The 17,024-nt window shown below is 62.3% G+C and carries 10 protein-coding genes and 1 riboswitch; of the genes, 8 read left to right on the top strand and 2 right to left on the bottom strand.

All coding sequences use genetic code 11. The features are described 5' to 3' along the window. Positions 1-105: 105 nt before the first annotated feature. The 6 genes from AC1Z3V_RS23625 to AC1Z3V_RS23650 all read left to right on the top strand — a co-directional run bounded on the left by AC1Z3V_RS23625 (position 106) and on the right by AC1Z3V_RS23650 (position 9,192). Positions 106-738, top strand: coding sequence for an ATP-dependent Clp protease proteolytic subunit (locus tag AC1Z3V_RS23625; protein WP_173516165.1), 633 nt, complete (start codon positions 106-108; stop codon positions 736-738). A 283-nt stretch (positions 739-1,021) separates the two neighbouring features. Beyond that, positions 1,022-2,299: an ATP-dependent Clp protease ATP-binding subunit ClpX gene (clpX, locus tag AC1Z3V_RS23630; protein WP_077961578.1), complete on the top strand. Its 1,278-nt coding sequence runs from the start codon at positions 1,022-1,024 to the stop codon at positions 2,297-2,299. Between the two features lie 372 nt (positions 2,300-2,671). Continuing rightward, positions 2,672-5,092 carry an endopeptidase La gene (gene lon / locus AC1Z3V_RS23635; protein ID WP_429808707.1) on the top strand — a complete coding sequence of 807 codons (2,421 nt, stop codon included), beginning with the start codon at positions 2,672-2,674 and terminating at the stop codon, positions 5,090-5,092. Between the two features lie 220 nt (positions 5,093-5,312). Further along, entirely contained in the window at positions 5,313-5,588 is a 276-nt protein-coding gene (hupB, locus tag AC1Z3V_RS23640; protein ID WP_065777403.1) for a DNA-binding protein HupB, read from the top strand. Positions 5,589-5,710: 122 nt separating this feature from the next. Continuing rightward, positions 5,711-5,915: riboswitch (FMN riboswitch) on the top strand. Between the two features lie 87 nt (positions 5,916-6,002). Continuing rightward, on the top strand, positions 6,003-6,908 hold the full coding sequence (locus AC1Z3V_RS23645; RefSeq protein WP_483502073.1) for a DMT family transporter: 906 nt from the start codon (positions 6,003-6,005) through the stop codon (positions 6,906-6,908). A gap of 76 nt (positions 6,909-6,984) precedes the next feature. Further along, complete coding sequence (locus AC1Z3V_RS23650) at positions 6,985-9,192, top strand: esterase-like activity of phytase family protein (RefSeq protein WP_483502074.1); 2,208 nt, start codon at positions 6,985-6,987, stop codon at positions 9,190-9,192. Between the two features lie 92 nt (positions 9,193-9,284). Here the strand turns inward: AC1Z3V_RS23650 and AC1Z3V_RS23655 are convergent, their stop codons facing one another. Both AC1Z3V_RS23655 and AC1Z3V_RS23660 read right to left on the bottom strand, forming a co-directional pair. Next, the gene (locus AC1Z3V_RS23655; protein ID WP_173518111.1) at positions 9,285-9,761 is read right to left on the bottom strand and encodes a MarR family winged helix-turn-helix transcriptional regulator; all 477 of its coding nucleotides are present in this window, start codon (positions 9,759-9,761) and stop codon (positions 9,285-9,287) included. A 273-nt stretch (positions 9,762-10,034) separates the two neighbouring features. Continuing rightward, complete coding sequence (locus tag AC1Z3V_RS23660; RefSeq protein WP_483502075.1) at positions 10,035-11,873, bottom strand: methyl-accepting chemotaxis protein; 1,839 nt, start codon at positions 11,871-11,873, stop codon at positions 10,035-10,037. A gap of 381 nt (positions 11,874-12,254) precedes the next feature. Between AC1Z3V_RS23660 and AC1Z3V_RS23665 the strand changes: the two genes are divergently transcribed. Together AC1Z3V_RS23665 and AC1Z3V_RS23670 are read left to right on the top strand one after the other, a co-directional pair. After that, on the top strand, positions 12,255-13,535 hold the full coding sequence (locus AC1Z3V_RS23665; RefSeq protein ID WP_483504137.1) for a metallophosphoesterase family protein: 1,281 nt from the start codon (positions 12,255-12,257) through the stop codon (positions 13,533-13,535). Then, entirely contained in the window at positions 13,535-16,993 is a 3,459-nt protein-coding gene (locus tag AC1Z3V_RS23670; RefSeq protein WP_483502076.1) for an AAA family ATPase, read from the top strand. Before AC1Z3V_RS23665 ends, AC1Z3V_RS23670 begins: the two co-directional genes overlap by 1 nt. The last annotated feature ends 31 nt before the right edge of the window (positions 16,994-17,024 follow it).

Below are 17,024 nucleotides of genomic sequence, written 5' to 3' on the forward strand. Positions count from 1 at the left end.
GCGACTTGAAGTGAAGGGTGTTGACACTCTATGTAGGAGCAGAAGGTAAATCCCGTGATTCCCGGTTCGCAAAGGTTTTGCGAGCCCGATTGATGAAGGTTCGATATGAGAAATCCCGTTGATACCGCACTGGCACTGGTGCCGATGGTTGTTGAGCAGACCAACCGCGGTGAACGTTCCTACGATATCTTTTCGCGCCTTCTGAAGGAGCGCATCATCTTCGTCACCGGTCCGGTCGAAGATCAGATGGCGACGCTCGTCTGCGCCCAGCTCCTTTTCCTCGAAGCCGAAAACCCGAAGAAGGAAATCGCGCTCTACATCAATTCCCCGGGCGGCGTCGTCACCTCGGGTATGGCGATCTACGACACGATGCAGTTCATTAAGCCTGCGGTCTCGACGCTCTGCGTTGGCCAGGCAGCCTCCATGGGGTCTCTGCTCTTGGCGGCCGGCCACAAGGACATGCGTTTTGCGACGCCGAATGCGCGCATCATGGTTCACCAGCCCTCGGGCGGTTTCCAGGGCCAGGCCTCCGATATCGAGCGCCACGCCCGCGACATCCTCAAGATGAAGCGCCGCCTCAACGAGGTCTATGTCAAGCATTGCGGTCGGACTTACGAGGAAGTCGAACAGACACTCGACCGCGACCATTTCATGAGCGCGGACGAGGCTCTGGACTGGGGTATCGTCGACAAGGTACTGACCTCGCGTGAAGAGATCGAAGGCGCCGAGCAGGCCTGATAACGCGCTTTTGTGTCGCGATAGATGTAATTGTGACACAATTGTAATGGCTCAAGGGCTTTATCGTCAGGGTAAAGCCGTTAATATGGACCGTTAATGCTATGTTGGATTCTGAGGGCATAGTGTTCGGATGAGTTGGGAGAGTCGTTGCAGCCGTATCGGGCGTGTCCGTGCCGATGCGGTAAGTACTCCCGGAAGCCCTGCATGAGGATAGGCTACAGGGCGAATTGAGTGGTCCGCGATACTTTTCTTGAAGTGTCCGGCGTGCTGGAAGGAAGTGGAAATGAGCAAGGTCAGCGGAAGCAACGGCGGTGACTCGAAGAATACGCTTTATTGTTCGTTCTGCGGCAAAAGCCAGCACGAAGTCCGTAAGCTGATTGCCGGACCGACCGTCTTCATCTGCGATGAATGCGTCGAACTGTGCATGGACATCATTCGCGAAGAGAACAAGACCTCGATGGTCAAGTCCCGCGACGGTGTGCCGACCCCTCAGGAAATCATCAAGGTTCTCGACGAATACGTCATCGGCCAGCAGCAGGCCAAGCGTATCCTGTCGGTCGCCGTACACAACCACTACAAGCGCCTGGCGCACGCCGCCAAGGGCAGCGATGTCGAACTGGCGAAGTCGAACATCATGCTCGTCGGCCCGACCGGTTGCGGCAAGACCTATCTCGCCCAGACGCTCGCCCGCATCATCGACGTGCCGTTCACCATGGCGGACGCCACGACGCTGACCGAGGCCGGTTATGTCGGTGAGGACGTCGAAAACATCATCCTCAAGCTGCTCCAGGCTGCCGACTACAACGTCGAGCGCGCCCAGCGCGGCATCGTCTACATCGACGAAGTCGACAAGATTTCGCGCAAGTCCGACAACCCGTCGATCACCCGCGACGTTTCGGGCGAGGGCGTGCAGCAGGCGCTGCTGAAGATCATGGAAGGCACGGTTGCATCGGTACCGCCGCAGGGTGGCCGCAAGCATCCGCAGCAGGAATTCCTGCAGGTCGACACGACCAACATCCTGTTCATCTGCGGTGGCGCTTTTGCCGGCCTCGACAAGATCATCTCCGCCCGCGGCGAGAAGACCTCGATCGGCTTCGGCGCCACGGTTCGTGCGCCGGAAGACCGTCGCGTTGGCGAAGTACTGCGCGAACTGGAGCCGGAAGATCTCGTCAAGTTCGGCCTGATCCCGGAATTCATTGGTCGTCTGCCGGTCCTGGCAACGCTCGAAGACCTCGACGAGGACGCGCTGATCCAGATCCTGTCGGAGCCGAAGAACGCGCTCGTCAAGCAGTACCAGCGCCTGTTCGAGATGGAAGACGTGGAGCTCACCTTCCATGAAGACGCGCTGCGCGAGATTGCCCGCCGGGCGATCGTGCGCAAGACCGGTGCTCGCGGCCTTCGCTCGATCATGGAAAAGATCCTGCTCGACACCATGTTCGAGTTGCCGACGCTTGAGGGCGTGCGCGAAGTGGTCATCTCCGACGAGGTGGTCAAGGGTGCAGCGCGGCCGCTCTACATCTACTCCGAGCGGTCTGACGAAAAGACCAACGTTTCAGCCTGAGAAAGCTGAATTATCGTTTGAGAAGCCCGCCTTGTGCGGGCTTTTTCATGTTTGCGCACTTAGCTGTTGAGACTAAGGGGCGGCAGCGCAGATTTCACAATTCGATTGTTGCTAAAGTGTCCCAAACAACGCAATGATGTGACGATTCAATGAAGGACCTTTGTCGTTGCGCGTCCTTGAGCCTCGTTCTCCGTCGCAAGGCCCGCAACAGAAATGATGCGTAGTCAGAAGGACCCGGCCACGGTGGTGGGTGTCGCGTCAGCCTTGAAATGGACGCGGTCGCACTCCACTTTCATGTGGAAAATATGACAGCCGGGAGTGCCTGCGGGGCTCCCGGGAACGGGCCCGAAATCGGGACGGAAAGGAAATGACATGACGAACAAAACGTCACCGGCGACTGAAAGCGCGACCTACCCGGTCCTGCCGCTCCGCGACATCGTAGTCTTCCCGCACATGATCGTGCCGCTCTTCGTCGGCCGTGAAAAGTCGATCCGTGCGCTTGAGGAAGTCATGGGTACCGACAAGCAGATCATGCTTGCCACCCAAATCAACGCCACCGACGACGATCCGGAACCGTCCGCGATCTATGACGTCGGCACCATCGCCAATGTCCTGCAATTGCTGAAGCTGCCCGATGGCACCGTCAAGGTGCTGGTCGAAGGCCGTGCGCGCGCCAAGATCGACGGCTACACGCCGCGCGAAGAGTTTTATGAGGCTTCGGCGCATACGCTGAACGAACCGGAAGAAGATCCGGTCGAGATCGAGGCGCTGAGCCGCTCGGTCGTTTCCGAGTTCGAAAGCTATGTGAAACTCAACAAGAAGATCTCCCCCGAGGTCGTCGGCGTCGCCAGCCAGATCGAAGACTATTCGAAGCTCGCGGATACGGTCGCTTCGCATCTGTCGATCAAGATCGTCGAGAAGCAGGAAATGCTGGAGACCACCAGCGTGAAGATGCGCCTGGAAAAGGCGCTCGGCTTCATGGAAGGTGAGATCTCCGTCCTGCAGGTCGAAAAGCGCATCCGCTCGCGCGTCAAGCGCCAGATGGAGAAGACCCAGCGCGAATACTACCTCAACGAACAGATGAAGGCGATCCAGAAGGAACTCGGCGACGGCGAAGATGGCCGCGACGAGATGGCCGAGATCGAGGAACGCATCGCCAAGACGAAGCTTTCCAAGGAAGCGCGCGAAAAGGCTGACGCGGAACTCAAGAAGCTGCGCCAGATGAGCCCGATGTCCGCGGAAGCGACCGTGGTCCGCAACTATCTGGATTGGTTGCTCGGCCTGCCCTGGGGCAAGAAGTCGAAGATCAAGAGCGACCTGAACCATGCCGAGGACGTGCTCAACACGGATCACTTCGGTCTCGACAAGGTCAAGGAACGCATCGTCGAATATCTCGCCGTGCAGGCGCGTTCGTCGAAGATCAAGGGCCCGATCCTGTGCCTCGTCGGCCCTCCGGGCGTCGGCAAGACCTCGCTCGCCAAGTCGATCGCCAAGGCGACCGGCCGCGAATATGTGCGCATGGCGCTGGGCGGCGTTCGTGACGAAGCCGAGATCCGCGGCCACCGCCGTACCTATATCGGCTCCATGCCGGGCAAGGTCGTCCAGTCGATGAAGAAGGCGAAGCGGTCCAACCCGCTGTTCCTGCTCGACGAAATCGACAAGATGGGCCAGGACTTCCGCGGCGATCCGTCGTCGGCTCTGCTCGAGGTGCTGGATCCGGAACAGAACTCGACCTTCATGGACCACTACCTGGAAGTCGAATACGACCTGTCCAACGTGATGTTCATCACCACGGCCAACACGCTGAACATTCCGGCGCCGTTGATGGACCGCATGGAAGTGATCCGCATCGCCGGCTATACCGAAGAGGAAAAGCTGGAGATCGCCAAGCGGCACCTGCTGCCGAAGGCGATCCGCGACCACGCTCTGCAGCCGAAGGAGTTCTCCGTGAGCGACGGGGCCCTGATGGCGGTCATCCAGACCTACACGCGGGAAGCCGGTGTCCGTAACTTCGAGCGCGAATTGATGAAGCTCGCCCGCAAGGCGGTGACCGAGATCATCAAGGGCAAGACCAAGACGGTCGAAGTCACGGCGGACAACATCAACGACTACCTGGGTGTGCCGCGCTTCCGTCACGGCGAAGCCGAACGCGACGATCAGATCGGCGTGGTCACGGGTCTTGCCTGGACCGAGGTCGGCGGCGAACTGCTGACGATCGAAGGCGTCATGATGCCCGGCAAGGGCCGCATGACGGTCACCGGCAACCTGCGTGACGTGATGAAGGAATCGATTTCGGCGGCGGCGTCCTATGTCCGTTCGCGGGCGATCGATTTCGGCATCGAGCCTCCGCTGTTCGACAAGCGTGACATCCACGTGCACCTGCCGGAAGGCGCAACGCCGAAGGATGGCCCGTCGGCTGGTGTCGCCATGGCAACCGCGATCGTATCGATCATGACCGGCATCCCGATCTCCAAGGATGTGGCGATGACCGGCGAGATCACGCTGCGCGGCCGGGTGCTGCCGATCGGCGGTCTCAAGGAGAAGCTGCTCGCGGCTCTTCGGGGTGGCATCAAGAAGGTGTTGATCCCCGAAGAGAACGCCAAGGATCTCGCCGAGATCCCGGACAACGTGAAGAACGCGCTCGAAATCATCCCGGTTTCGCGGATGGGCGAAGTTCTCGAACACGCTCTGGTGCGCAGGCCGGAGCCGATCGACTGGGACCCGGCAAACGAGCCGGCGACCGTCGCAGCGGTTGATTCGCAGGACGAAGCGGGTTCTTCGATCGCCCACTAAAAAGTGCCAGGCAATGGGCGCCGCGCCCTCACGCGGCGCCGATTTTGCAGAAAAATTGGGAAGACCGGCCTCTGGCCGGTCTTTTTTGTTGTAAAAGCACGCCGCAAGCCTTGCATTCCAAGGGATTAGGCGCAATTGGGAAAGGCAAGACGCGGGCGATGCGCAAGCCGCCGCGCCTTAAAACACAGTCGTTTCGAACCAATCTGAAAGGGGTGGAAACATGAACAAAAATGAGCTCGTGTCTGCCGTTGCTGAGAAGGCCGGACTTTCCAAGACCGACGCATCTTCTGCAGTTGATGCAGTTTTCGAGACCATCCAGGGCGAGCTGAAGAACGGCGGCGACATTCGCCTGGTCGGCTTCGGCAACTTCTCGGTTTCGCGCCGCGAAGCCTCGAAGGGCCGCAACCCGTCCACGGGTGCGGAAGTTGATATCCCGGCTCGCAACGTGCCGAAGTTCACGGCCGGCAAGGGCCTGAAGGACGCCGTCAACGGCTGATCAGATTTGCTTGGCGGCCGGACACGAGGCCGGCAGTCCAGGTATTCGAGGGTTCGGCGAAAGCCGGACCCTTTTGCATTTCGAGGGGCTCTTGCAGCCTCCCGCCATTTGCTCTACGGCTTGCCCATTCTCAGGGCGGGGTGAAAGTCCCCACCGGCGGTAAGGGCACGACAGCGCCGCGCGTCTTTCACGGCGCGCCAAGGTCGCGGTAACGCTAAGCGGTGGCCCAAGCCCGCGAGCGCCTCTCTCCTGGAACAGGGGGAGGGGTCAGCAGATCCGGTGCAACTCCGGAGCCGACGGTCATAGTCCGGATGAAAGAGAATGGTCGTCGGCACGAAGGGCAGGGCTGCCCGGCGTCGTGCCGTGCGCTCATGCGTCCTGATTTGTGTTTGTCCGTTTCTCAGGGTGCATGACGTGAATCAGACTTCCCTCGGCTTTTCCTCCTCGCGTGCCATGGCCGGAGCCGGCTTCATGGTGCTGGCCGGCATAGCCTTCGCCGGCCTCAACGTCGTGACCCAATGGCTGACGATGACGCTCGGCTTTCCCGCCGCCGCCACGGCCTTCTGGCAATATGCCTTCGCCTTCCTGTTTTCCCTGCCGTTCCTGCGCCGTGCCGGACTTTCGGCGATGCGCACCGATTACCCTTGGCGCCATGTGGTGCGTGTGGCGCTCGCCGCCTTCGGCGTCGGAGCCTGGGTCTCCGGCCTCGCTCACGTGCCGATCTGGCAGGCGATCGCCCTGGTCATGACCTCGCCGTTCTTCATCATCCTTGGCGCTCGCCTGTTTCTTGGCGAGCGCGTCGGCCCGGCGCGCTGGACCGCGACGGCGGTCGGATTTGCTGGCGCCATGATCATTCTCGAACCCTGGTCGGACAGCTTCACCTGGGCGGCCTTGCTGCCGATCCTCTCCGCGTTGCTGTGGGGCGCGTCGTCACTCATCACGAAGAGCCTGACGAGCACCGAGCGTCCCGAAACGATCACCATCTGGCTGCTTGTTCTCCTGACCCCGATCAATGGCGTCATAGCGCTGACGGCTGGTTTTGCGGTTCCGGACGGCGCGGCACTCGGCCTTCTCGTGCTCGCCGGGGTTCTCACCGTTTTCGCGCAATATCTGCTGACACTGGCCTACACGGTTGCTGACGCAGCCTATGTGCAGCCCTTCGATGATCTGAAGCTGCCGCTCAATGTTTTCGCCGGCTGGCTGGTCTTTGGCTACGCGCCGACCGGCTATCTCTGGATCGGTGCCGTGCTGATCCTCGCAGCCTCGCTGTTCATCATGCGCAACGAAATCAGGCGCGAGCGGGAGACCGCCGCCGCCTGAGTGGTGCAAAACCGTTCGGCTGTCATTCGGCTGTCATCCCCATCGCGCAGAAACCCCATGTTTTTCAGTAGTGTCCATGGGGGATTTTATGACCAATGCATCGCGCGTGGCGGCACTTGCCGCCATCCTTCTCGCTTCCGCGGCTTTTCCCGCGGCGGCCGAGCCCGTATTCAACCGGATTGCATCCTTCGCTGTCGCCGACAATCTGCCTGAAGGCGACGCGCGCAAGGCGCCGACGTCCGCCGAGATCATCACGGCCAGCGAGGACGGCAATACGCTGATCTACTCGGACAGCCCGGGCAAGCGCGTCGGCCTGATCGACATCACCGATGCCAAGGCGCCGAAGGCTGCCGGCACGATCTCCTTCGATGGTGAGCCGACCTCCGTCACCGTTGCCGGCGCCAAGGCGCTCGTTGCGGTCAACACGCGCGAAAGCTTCGTCAAGCCTTCCGGTCTTCTCGCTGTGGTCGATCTCGCTTCGAAGAAGGTTGAGGCAACCTGTGACCTCGGCGGTCAGCCGGACTCGGTCGCCGTCAACAAGGATCGCACGCTTGCAGCGATCGCCATTGAAAACGAGCGTGACGAGGACGTGAACGAAGGCAAGATCCCGCAGATGCCGGCCGGCGACCTGGTCATCCTGTCCCTGAAGGACGGCGTTGCCGATTGCGGCGCGCTGAAGCGTGTGACGCTGACAGGTCTTGCCGAAATCGCCGGCGAGGATCCGGAGCCGGAATTCGTCTCCTTCAACAGCAAGGACGAGATTGCGCTGACGCTGCAGGAAAACAACCACATCGTCATCATCGACGGCAAGACCGCGACGGTGAAGACGCATTTCTCCGCCGGCACGGTTGACCTCAAGGACATCGACACCAAGCGCAACGGTGCGATTGCCTTCAAGGACGAACAGCCGGGCCGCAAGCGCGAGCCGGATGCGGTGAAGTGGCTCGATGACAACCGGATCGTCGTCGCCAACGAAGGCGACTACGAAGGCGGTTCGCGCGGCTTCACGATCTTCGATACGACCGGCAAGGTCCTCTACGAATCGGGTGCGAGCTTCGAGCATGCCATTGCCGCGATCGGCCACTATCCGGAGAAGCGTTCTTCTGCCAAGGGCGTCGAGCCCGAGGGCCTGGACGCGGCGAAGTTCGGTGACGACAACCTGTTCTTCCTGCTTTCGGAGCGTGCTTCGGTCGTTGGCGTTTACAAGGACACCGGTGCGGAGCCCGAACTGCTGCAATTGCTGCCGTCGGGCATCTCGCCGGAAGGTGCCGTCGCCATCCCGTCGCGCAATCTGCTTGCGACCGCAAACGAAGTCGACCTCGTCGAGGACGGTGGCGCACGTTCGCACGTGATGATCTACGAGCGCGGCGAGGGCGAGGCAGCCTATCCGCAGATCCGCTCCGCCGAGAAGGACGGCCTGCCGATCGGCTTTGGCGCACTCTCCGGTCTCGCCGCCGTCTCGGACAAGCCAGGTTTCCTGCGCGCCGTCAACGACTCGGTCTTCTCGTCCCAGCCGACGATCTTCACGATCGACGCAACGCAGAAGCCGGCCCTCATCACCGAAACGCTCACGATCACCCGGGACGGCGCGCCGGCTCAGAAGCTCGACATCGAGGGCATCGCCAATGACGGGGAAGGGGGCTTCTGGCTCGCATCCGAGGGCAACTCCGACAAGCTCTACAATCACGCAATCTTCCACGTGAACAAGAAGGGCGAGATCAAGAAGGAAATCGCCCTGCCTGAGGCGCTGCGTGTCGGCGAAATCCGCTTCGGCTTCGAAGGCATCACTGTCGTCGGCGAAGGTGACGATCAGACGCTGTGGATGGCTGTCCAACGCGAATGGAAGGATGACGAGAAGGGTTTCGTCAAGCTCGTTTCCTATAAGCCGAAGAGCGAAGAGTGGGGCGCCGTGCGCTACCCGCTGGAAAAGGCCGGTGACGGCTGGGTCGGCCTCTCGGAAATCTCCGTTCATGGCGACTACGCCTATGTCATCGAGCGCGACAACCTGATCGGCCAGGCAGCCAAGCTCAAGAAGATCTACCGGGTGGCGTTGACGGAACTGAAGCCGGCAGCACTCGGTGGCGAACTGCCGGTCGTCAAGAAGGAAGAGGTACGTGACCTCATTCCGGACCTGAAGGCGCTGAACGGCTACGTCGTCGACAAGGTCGAAGGTTTCACCGTCGACGCCGCCGGCAACGGCTACGTCGTCACCGACAATGACGGTGTCGACGACTCCTCCGGCGAGACCCTGTTCTTCTCCATCGGCGCTATCAACGCGATGTAAGCGTTACGCCCGGAGAAAACGGAAGAGGCCGGGATATGACGTCCCGGCCTCTTTCAATTTCGGCACTGCGTGACCCGATCGAGGAGCCGCCATTAGCGGGCGACAGCGATCTGTGCTGCCTCTTCGGCTTCATCCTTGCGCTTGCGGATCTCGTCCGTCCTGTCCACCAGCTTGCCGACGATGTCGTAGAGGGCGTCGAGTTCCTCGTCGTCGAGCGCCGAGAAGATTTCCTCGAGCAACTGCTTGCGTGGATGTTCGGCGGCCTCGAGAACGATGCGCCCGGTTTCGGTGATCGAGACGATCTTTGCGCGCCGATCTTCCGGGTCCGGCTTGCGCATGACCAGGCGGTCACGTTCGAGACCGTCGATGGCTTCGGTGACCGTGCGCGGCGCGAAGTTCAGCGCACAGGCGATATCGGTCGAGCGACAGGGACCGAGCTTGCTGAGGAAGAAGAGGAACTTGCTGCGTGCCAGCGACACGCCTTCTTCGGTCATCGATTCGTTCACCAGCCGGTGGACCCGATGGTAGAGCTCGAACAGTCTGTCGGAAACTTCGAATGTCTTCTTCATGATCGTCATTGGAATTTCATGAGGTGCCATGTGAAATGGCAGTAACATTAGTGATAGTTATAATTACCGCATTTGTCGACACAAACCTCCGGGACTTCACGGTAAGCACCCGACAGGCAAAGAAACGGCCGCCGTTTCCGGCGGCCGTTTCTGTTGGTTCGTCATGGTTTTCGTAACCCGAACATCGGTTACAAATCGCTCGTCCACTTCACGGTCGATTGCGATGTCTCCGGCGCGAGCCCGCGAAAAACCAGGCTCGGACCTGCGCGATGGTTATGCCGCCCGGCGCGTCGAGCCGGCCGACGGCGCGTAGCCGTAGGCCTGGGCTTCTTCCAGGGTGAAGCGGGCGATCAGATCTCGCAGGCGGCCGGCTTCCTGGGCAAGCGTGGCGCTTGCCGCATTGGCTTCCTCGACCATGGCGGCATTCTGCTGCGTCACCTGATCCATCTGGTTCACGGCCATGTTGACCTCCGACAGTCCCGCGGACTGCTCCTGCGCCGAGACGGCGATCGCATCCATGTGCTGGTTGATCGTGACGATGAAGCCTTCAATGGTGCGGAGAGCCTCGCCGGTTTCGCGCACGAGCCGGACACCACTTTCGACTTCGACGGCGGAGTTGCGGATCAGATCCTTGATCTCCTTGGCCGCATTGGCCGAGCGCTGGGCAAGTTCACGCACCTCCTGGGCGACGACGGCAAAACCCTTGCCGGCATCACCGGCGCGGGCCGCTTCGACGCCGGCATTCAGCGCCAGCAGGTTCGTCTGGAAGGCGATCTCGTCGATGACACCGATGATGTTCGAGATCTGGCTCGACGAATGCTCGATCCGGCCCATGGCATCGACGGCGCCCGAGACGATCGCGCCGGACTTGCGGGCGCTTTCGTTTGCCTGGCTGGCCACGGCGCGGGCCTCGTTGGTGCGCTTCGACGAGTTGCCGACATTGACGGTGATCTGGTCGAGGGCGGCGGCAGTCTCTTCCAGCGAAGCGGCCTGCTGCTCGGTCCGGCGCGACAGGTCGTCGGCGCTCTGGCTGACTTCGCGCGCACCGCTGTCGATACTGCCGGAGCTGGCCGAAACGGCGGCAAGCGTGTCGGCAAGCTGGGCGACGGCCTGGTTCAGGTCGTGGCGGAGCTGCTCGAAATCAGGCGCGAAAGGCTCGTTGAGCTGGAAGGCGAGATCGCCGGAGGCCAGGCGGCGCAGACCGGCGGCCAGGCCCGCCGTCGCTTCCTGGAGACGGCGCTGAGCTGCGGCCTCCGCTTCTTCGGTCAGACGCAGGCGATCGGCCTCGGCGCGTGCGCGCTGCGCCTCAGCATCCGCTTCAAGTTGCTGGTTGGTGATTGCCGCCTGACGGAAGACTTCGACGGCACGGGCCATCTCGCCGATTTCGTCCTTGCGGGCGCCGTAGGGGATGCTGCTGTCCGTGTCGCCCTCCGCAAGGCGCGCCATCGAACGGGTAATGATCTGGATCGGACGGGCGATACCGCGCACGGCATAGAGAATGGCGCCGATCACGATGATGGCAGCGACAGCGATGACGGCCATCTCGATCTTGCGTATCTGGTCGTGCGTTGCCGAGCTTGCGGCAACCGCGGCATCGGCTCCGGCGACGTTGAGGGCGCGCACTTCCTTGATCGCCTCGTCGACCTTCTGCTCCGTTTCACGCATCTCGACCTTGAAGACGCTCTGCGCCTTCATGTTCTCGAGGTTGTTGGAGAGCTTGACCATGCCATCGGCGATGGAGAGGTAGGCCTGGTAGGCAGTACGTACTTTTTCCAGCGCTGCCTTGTCGGCGTCCGTCACCATCAGCGCCGCATAGTCGTCGGCGAGCTTGTTGAAGCCTTCGACGGTCTGGCCGATGACTTTTTCCGCGGCCTTCTTCTCGAAGGGCGTCAGCGAGATCAGGTGGCGCGCAAACGCCATGCGCGTGTCGGAAAGCTGGGTTTCGAGCGCGCGGGAAAGCGAGACACGCGGCAGCCAGGTGGTGGCGATCTCGTTGTTGCGCTCGTTCATCATCTTGATGCCGCCGAGCGAGGAAACCGCAAGCGCCGCGACAATGACGGCGACCACGAGGAAAAGGGCAATGAGCGTGTGTGAAATCTTGAGCCGTGACATAGGTTCCCCCCGGAAGGACGGCCGTCCATAAAGCTGTACTTGATGAAGTCTTTCCGGCTCTTGATCGTCATGACGGAGCGGATGCCGAAGCAGGAATCATTCCGGTGCCTGGACGCGCTTTGAGCGCAGCCGGCGGAAACCTAGCGAACAAGATGTTACAAAAACCCTAATCGATTAAAGTGAGTATAATCTGATATTTGCAGGTACTCGGACAGTGCTGTTGATCGTTTGTTTTCGCCAATCTTCACGGGGATCTTCTGTATTAGTCTTGGCTTTACTTGCCTGGCCTGAAATGTGCTCGTCTGTAACCGGCCAATCTGCCACGTGGATGAAGGGACGCCGCTGATTGACGGGCACCGGCCTGCCGGGCCATGGTCGGCCATGCCCTTCCGCTTCGTCCATACCGCAGATCTTCATCTCGATTCGCCCCTCCGCAGCCTCGCCCTCAGGAACGCCGACCTCGCGGAGATCGTGCGTAGCGCCTCCCGACGCGCCTTCGCCAAGATCGTCGATCTCTGCATCGCCGAGCAGGTCGATGCGCTGCTGATCGCGGGCGATCTCTATGACGGTAGCCAGACGTCGATGAACACGGCGCTGTTTCTCGGACGGGAGTTGCGCCGGCTGGATGAGGCGGGGATCCGGACGTTCATCATCCGCGGCAACCACGACGCCCAGTCGCAGGTCACCAACGAGCTTACGCTGCCGCCCTCGGCACATGTGTTCAAAGGCAAGGCAAAGGCCGTTCTCGCCAAGACCCTGGCAAGCGGGCGCGACGTCTACGTGCACGGGGTAAGTTTCGCCAGTCCGCACGCGCCGGAAAGCCTGCTGCCGGCCTTTCAGCCGCCGATGCCGGGCGCAGTCAACATCGGCATGCTGCATACCAGCCTTGCCGGCGCCGCTGGCCATGATCCCTATGCGCCCTGCAGTGCAGCCGACCTCGTGGCGCATGGTTTCGACTACTGGGCGCTCGGCCATATCCACCAACGCCAGATCCATGCAACAGGCCGCTTCGTCGTCATGCCCGGCATACCGCAGGGCCGCGACATCAACGAGGCCGGCGTGAAAAGCGTGACGCTGGTGGCGATCGATGACGACGGACGGACCGAGATTGCCAAGATGCCGCTCGGCATCGCCAGTTTCGAGCGCCTGCCGGTCGATATCACCGGCCTCTCCGAGTGGCGCGATGTGCTCGATGCGGTCAGGCAGGCGCTTACGCGCGTCACTGTGGATACGGCGGCGGAAAACGTGATCCTGCGCGTAACGCTGACGGGGGCGACGCCGCTGGCTTGGCGCCTTCGCCGTGACACGGACCTGTTGCGCGCCGAGATCGACAACATCGCGGCCGGCATCGTCGGTTGCTGGATCGAGAAGCTGGAACTCGCCTGCCGCAGTCCGCTCGCGGAAAAAAGGGGTGCAATGCTGGACCCGGTCGATGAGCTGGCGGCTCTCGTCGAGGCCGACGTTCTGCCCGCCCACGGCTTTCGCCAGGAGGTCCGGGCGGCCGTGGAAGATTTGCTGCAACAGCTGCCGCCGGAGCTGCGCCAAGCTTTGGCGCCTGACGAAGATGCGATCGAACGGCTCGCTTTCGAGGCCAGCGCATCGGGAGGTATGGAGGTGCTTGCCCATCTTCATGGCGGCAGTGCCGGCGAGGGCAGCCACTGATGCGGCTACGTGCGCTTGATCTCGTCCGCTATGGCAAATTCACCGATCGCCGCCTCGACTTCGGTGAGAACACGGCCGATGTGCCCGACCTGCACATCGTCTACGGACCGAACGAAGCGGGCAAATCGACCCTTTTTTCCGGCTTCCTCGATCTGCTCTTCGGGATAGAGCACTCAAGCCCCTATGGGTTCCTGCATCCCTATCCCACGATGCGCGTCGGTGGCGCGCTCACGGCGGCCGACCGGACTCACCGTGTGTTCCGGGTCAAACGCAAGACGAACTCGCTGGTTGGTGCTGATGATCAGCCGCTGCCCGACAATCTTTTCTCCGGAGCGCTGGGCGCAATCGACCGCGACACCTATCAGACGATGTTTTCGCTCGATGACGAGAGCATCGAGAAGGGCGGCGAGGCGATCCTGAAAAGCGAGGGCGAGCTTGGATCGCTATTGTTTTCCGCAAGCTCGGGTCTGCCGGATAGCACGGCGATCCTTGCGGCCTTGCGTGGCCAAGCGGACGTCTTCTATCGGCCACAGGCGCGTAAGCATCAGCTTGCCGAGCTGAAGGCGCAGCTTGATGCTTTGAGGACGGAACGAAACGCCCTCGATATCAATGCACGCGAATATGCGGCGCTGCGCAAGACGCTGGCGCAAGCACGCGACCGTCACGAGGAGGCGATCACACGCCGCGCCGAGCTTCGGGTCGCGCGGGCTAGATTGAAGACTGAGATCGAGGCAATGCCGAATTTTGGCCGGCTGCGCGCGCTTCGCATGGAGCTGGCGAGCGCGCCGGTGTTGCCGGTTCCGCCGGCCGAATGGGCAACCGAACTGCCGGCGCTTCGCCGCCAGGAAGCGGAGATCGAGGTCAGGCTCCGGCAGAACGAAAGCGAGATGAAGCATCGTCGCGATGCGCTGGAACAATTACCACTCGACAAGGAAGGGCTGTGCCTGGCCGAACGGCTGACGGCGCTGCAGGAGACAGCGCTCGATGCGCGCTATGTTACGGCCGCGCGCGACATGCCATCGCGATTGGAAGAACTGGCGGGGACATCTACGGAGATCGCCGGCTGCCTGCTGCGGCTCGGCGAGCCGGCGGACCGCGACCCTGCCGAGCTGCTGCTGCCGGCAGGGGTTGGTGCGCGGCTTCAGGATCTCGCGCGCCGGCATTCTGCCCTGGCCGAACGGTGCACGTCCGCTCGGCACGAAGCGCAGGCCGCCGCCGAGGAAAATCGGGTCGCTGAGTGTGAACTGGCGCGGATCGATGGAGAAGGGGGACCGGCCGATGCCTCGGGTCTTTCCGGGCGGCTAACGCTGCTGCGTCGCAGCGACTGTCTGCTGCGGAAACAGGCAGCCGCACAGTCGCTGGATCGGCTGGAGGCGGAACTTGCCGACAAGCTGTTGCTGCTGCAACCTTTTGCCGGAAACTCCGACGATCTGCTGGCGCTTAGCGTTCCCGCGCCGGGAGCGCTTGAGGCCTGGCGCAAGGCGGCCGCCACATTGGAGGAACGGCAAGCGCGCCTGTCCGATCGCATCGCCGGCGAGCAGGAACTGCTTGCGGGCGAGGAGGCGCGGCTGGACGCGCTGTCTGCCGTCGGGGGCACTCTGGACGATGTTTCGGCCGCGGCGCTGCGTCGCCATCGTGATGAGGCCTGGAAACGGCACAAGGACCGGCTCGTCCACGAAACGGCCGTCGTTTTCGAAGAGGCGATGGGCAGGGATGACGAGGTTACCGCGCTGCGCCTCGCCGAAACGGCGCGGCTCGCCGAGATGCGCGGCTTGTCCCTTTCACTCGCCGAGCGACGCGCCCGGCTCGCGGCGCTCCGCGAACAGCAGCAGCGATGCAGCGAGGAAGGGAAGGCCCAGGCGCAGGTTCTCGCGGCCATCGCTACGTCGTGCGGCTTACCCAGCGTCACGAGTTTGCCGCAACTGGAGGCCTGGCTTGCCGTTCGGATTTCGGTGCTCGAGATTCGCGCGCAATTGCGTGTGGCGCGCCTGGAATTTGAGCGCGCGCATGCCGAGGAAGCCGCAGCGATTCGCGCGATCAGCGGCGAGCTCGCCGGCATCGGCATACGAGAGGGGTTGCCGGAGCGGCTCGACGATCTCCTGCTGATCGCCGAGCGGGTCGTATCGCAGGCGCAAGCGGCGGCCGCCGCCCGCAACGCGGCCCGCGAGGCGGTGAAGCGCGGCGCAACGGTTCTTGACGGCCGCCGCGCGGCCCTTGACCTTGCCGAGGCCGAGATGGCCACCTGGCAGGAGCAGTGGAATGCGCTTCTCGCCAAGAGCTGGCTTGCCGAACGCAGCGAACAGCTCGTGCCGGAGCAGATTGGCGCGATGCTCGCTATCCTGCAGGACCTGGACAAGCTTGCACAGCGCAAGGTCGATCTCGAATATCGCGTCATCGGCATGCGCAAGGATCAGGCAGCTTTCGAGCGCGATATCGCCGACCTTGCCGGCGCATCCGCGACAGACGATACGTTCGCAACGTTTACGATGCTCAAGGCGCGTGCCGCCGAGGCGCAGCGGATTGCCGATCGCCGGGCGACCTTTCTGTCGGAACTGGCCCGACTGGAGGAAGAGCGGCGCGAAATCTGTGGCGCACGCGAGATTCATGGCGCGCGCCGGCGCCTCGTTACTGAATTCTTCGCGTGCGATACACTCGAGGAAGCCGCGCAGCAGTTTGAAAACGCGCGCGAGCAGGAGCGCCTGCGTCAGCGAATCGCCGAACTGGAAGCGGACCTCGCATCCCGACTTGGCGTTGCCAAGTGCGAAGAGGCCGAGGCGTTGCTCGCTGAGTTCGATGACGCCGCAGTCCGGCTGGAGCTGGCGCGGCTCGACGCGGCGCTCGAAGACAGCGACCGCGACGTCAGCGAATCGCACACGGATATGCGCGGCAAGGAGAAGGCGCTCGCCGATGTCGAAGGCGGGGATACGGTGGCCGAACTCGATCAGAAGCGGCGAACGCTGCTGCTTGAGATTGAGAGCAGGGCGCTCGCTTACCTGCGGCTCCGGGCAGGCGTCATCGCGGCGGAAACGGCGCTTCGGCTTTTCCGCGAGCGGCACCGCAGCGCGATGATGCGGCGGGCTTCCGAAACCTTCAGCCGCATCAGCGGCGGAGAATATTCCGGCCTGTCGGCGCAATCCGACAGGGGGCAGGAGTTCCTGATCGCCAACGCCGCCGGCGGCGGATCGAAACTTGCTAAGGATCTCTCCAAAGGCACCCGATTCCAACTCTATCTGGCGCTCAGAATCGCCGGCTATCACGAAATCGCGGCAGCACGCGAATCGCTGCCCTTCATCGCCGACGACATCATGGAGACCTTCGACGACGGCCGCGCCGGCCGTGCCTTCGAGCAGATGGCTGACATGGCGCGCGTGGGCCAGGTGATCTATCTGACGCACCACGAACATCTTTGCGAGCTCGCCCGTACTGCCTGCCCGACTGTGACAATCCACAGGTTATGATAGGGTCGCGGAAAGGCGATGCCTGTTCGGC

The organism is Ensifer sp. 38_S197 (genome assembly GCF_056924495.1).

Coding starts and splice junctions, on each gene's coding strand:
- AC1Z3V_RS23625 (WP_173516165.1), top strand. CDS start 106: ATGAGAAATCCCGTTGATACCGCACTGGCACTGGTGCCGATGGTTGTT.
- clpX (WP_077961578.1), top strand. CDS start 1,022: ATGAGCAAGGTCAGCGGAAGCAACGGCGGTGACTCGAAGAATACGCTT.
- lon (WP_429808707.1), top strand. CDS start 2,672: ATGACGAACAAAACGTCACCGGCGACTGAAAGCGCGACCTACCCGGTC.
- hupB (WP_065777403.1), top strand. CDS start 5,313: ATGAACAAAAATGAGCTCGTGTCTGCCGTTGCTGAGAAGGCCGGACTT.
- AC1Z3V_RS23650 (WP_483502074.1), top strand. CDS start 6,985: ATGGGGGATTTTATGACCAATGCATCGCGCGTGGCGGCACTTGCCGCC.
- AC1Z3V_RS23655 (WP_173518111.1), bottom strand. CDS start 9,761: ATGAAGAAGACATTCGAAGTTTCCGACAGACTGTTCGAGCTCTACCAT.
- AC1Z3V_RS23660 (WP_483502075.1), bottom strand. CDS start 11,873: ATGTCACGGCTCAAGATTTCACACACGCTCATTGCCCTTTTCCTCGTG.
- AC1Z3V_RS23665 (WP_483504137.1), top strand. CDS start 12,255: ATGCCCTTCCGCTTCGTCCATACCGCAGATCTTCATCTCGATTCGCCC.
- AC1Z3V_RS23670 (WP_483502076.1), top strand. CDS start 13,535: ATGCGGCTACGTGCGCTTGATCTCGTCCGCTATGGCAAATTCACCGAT.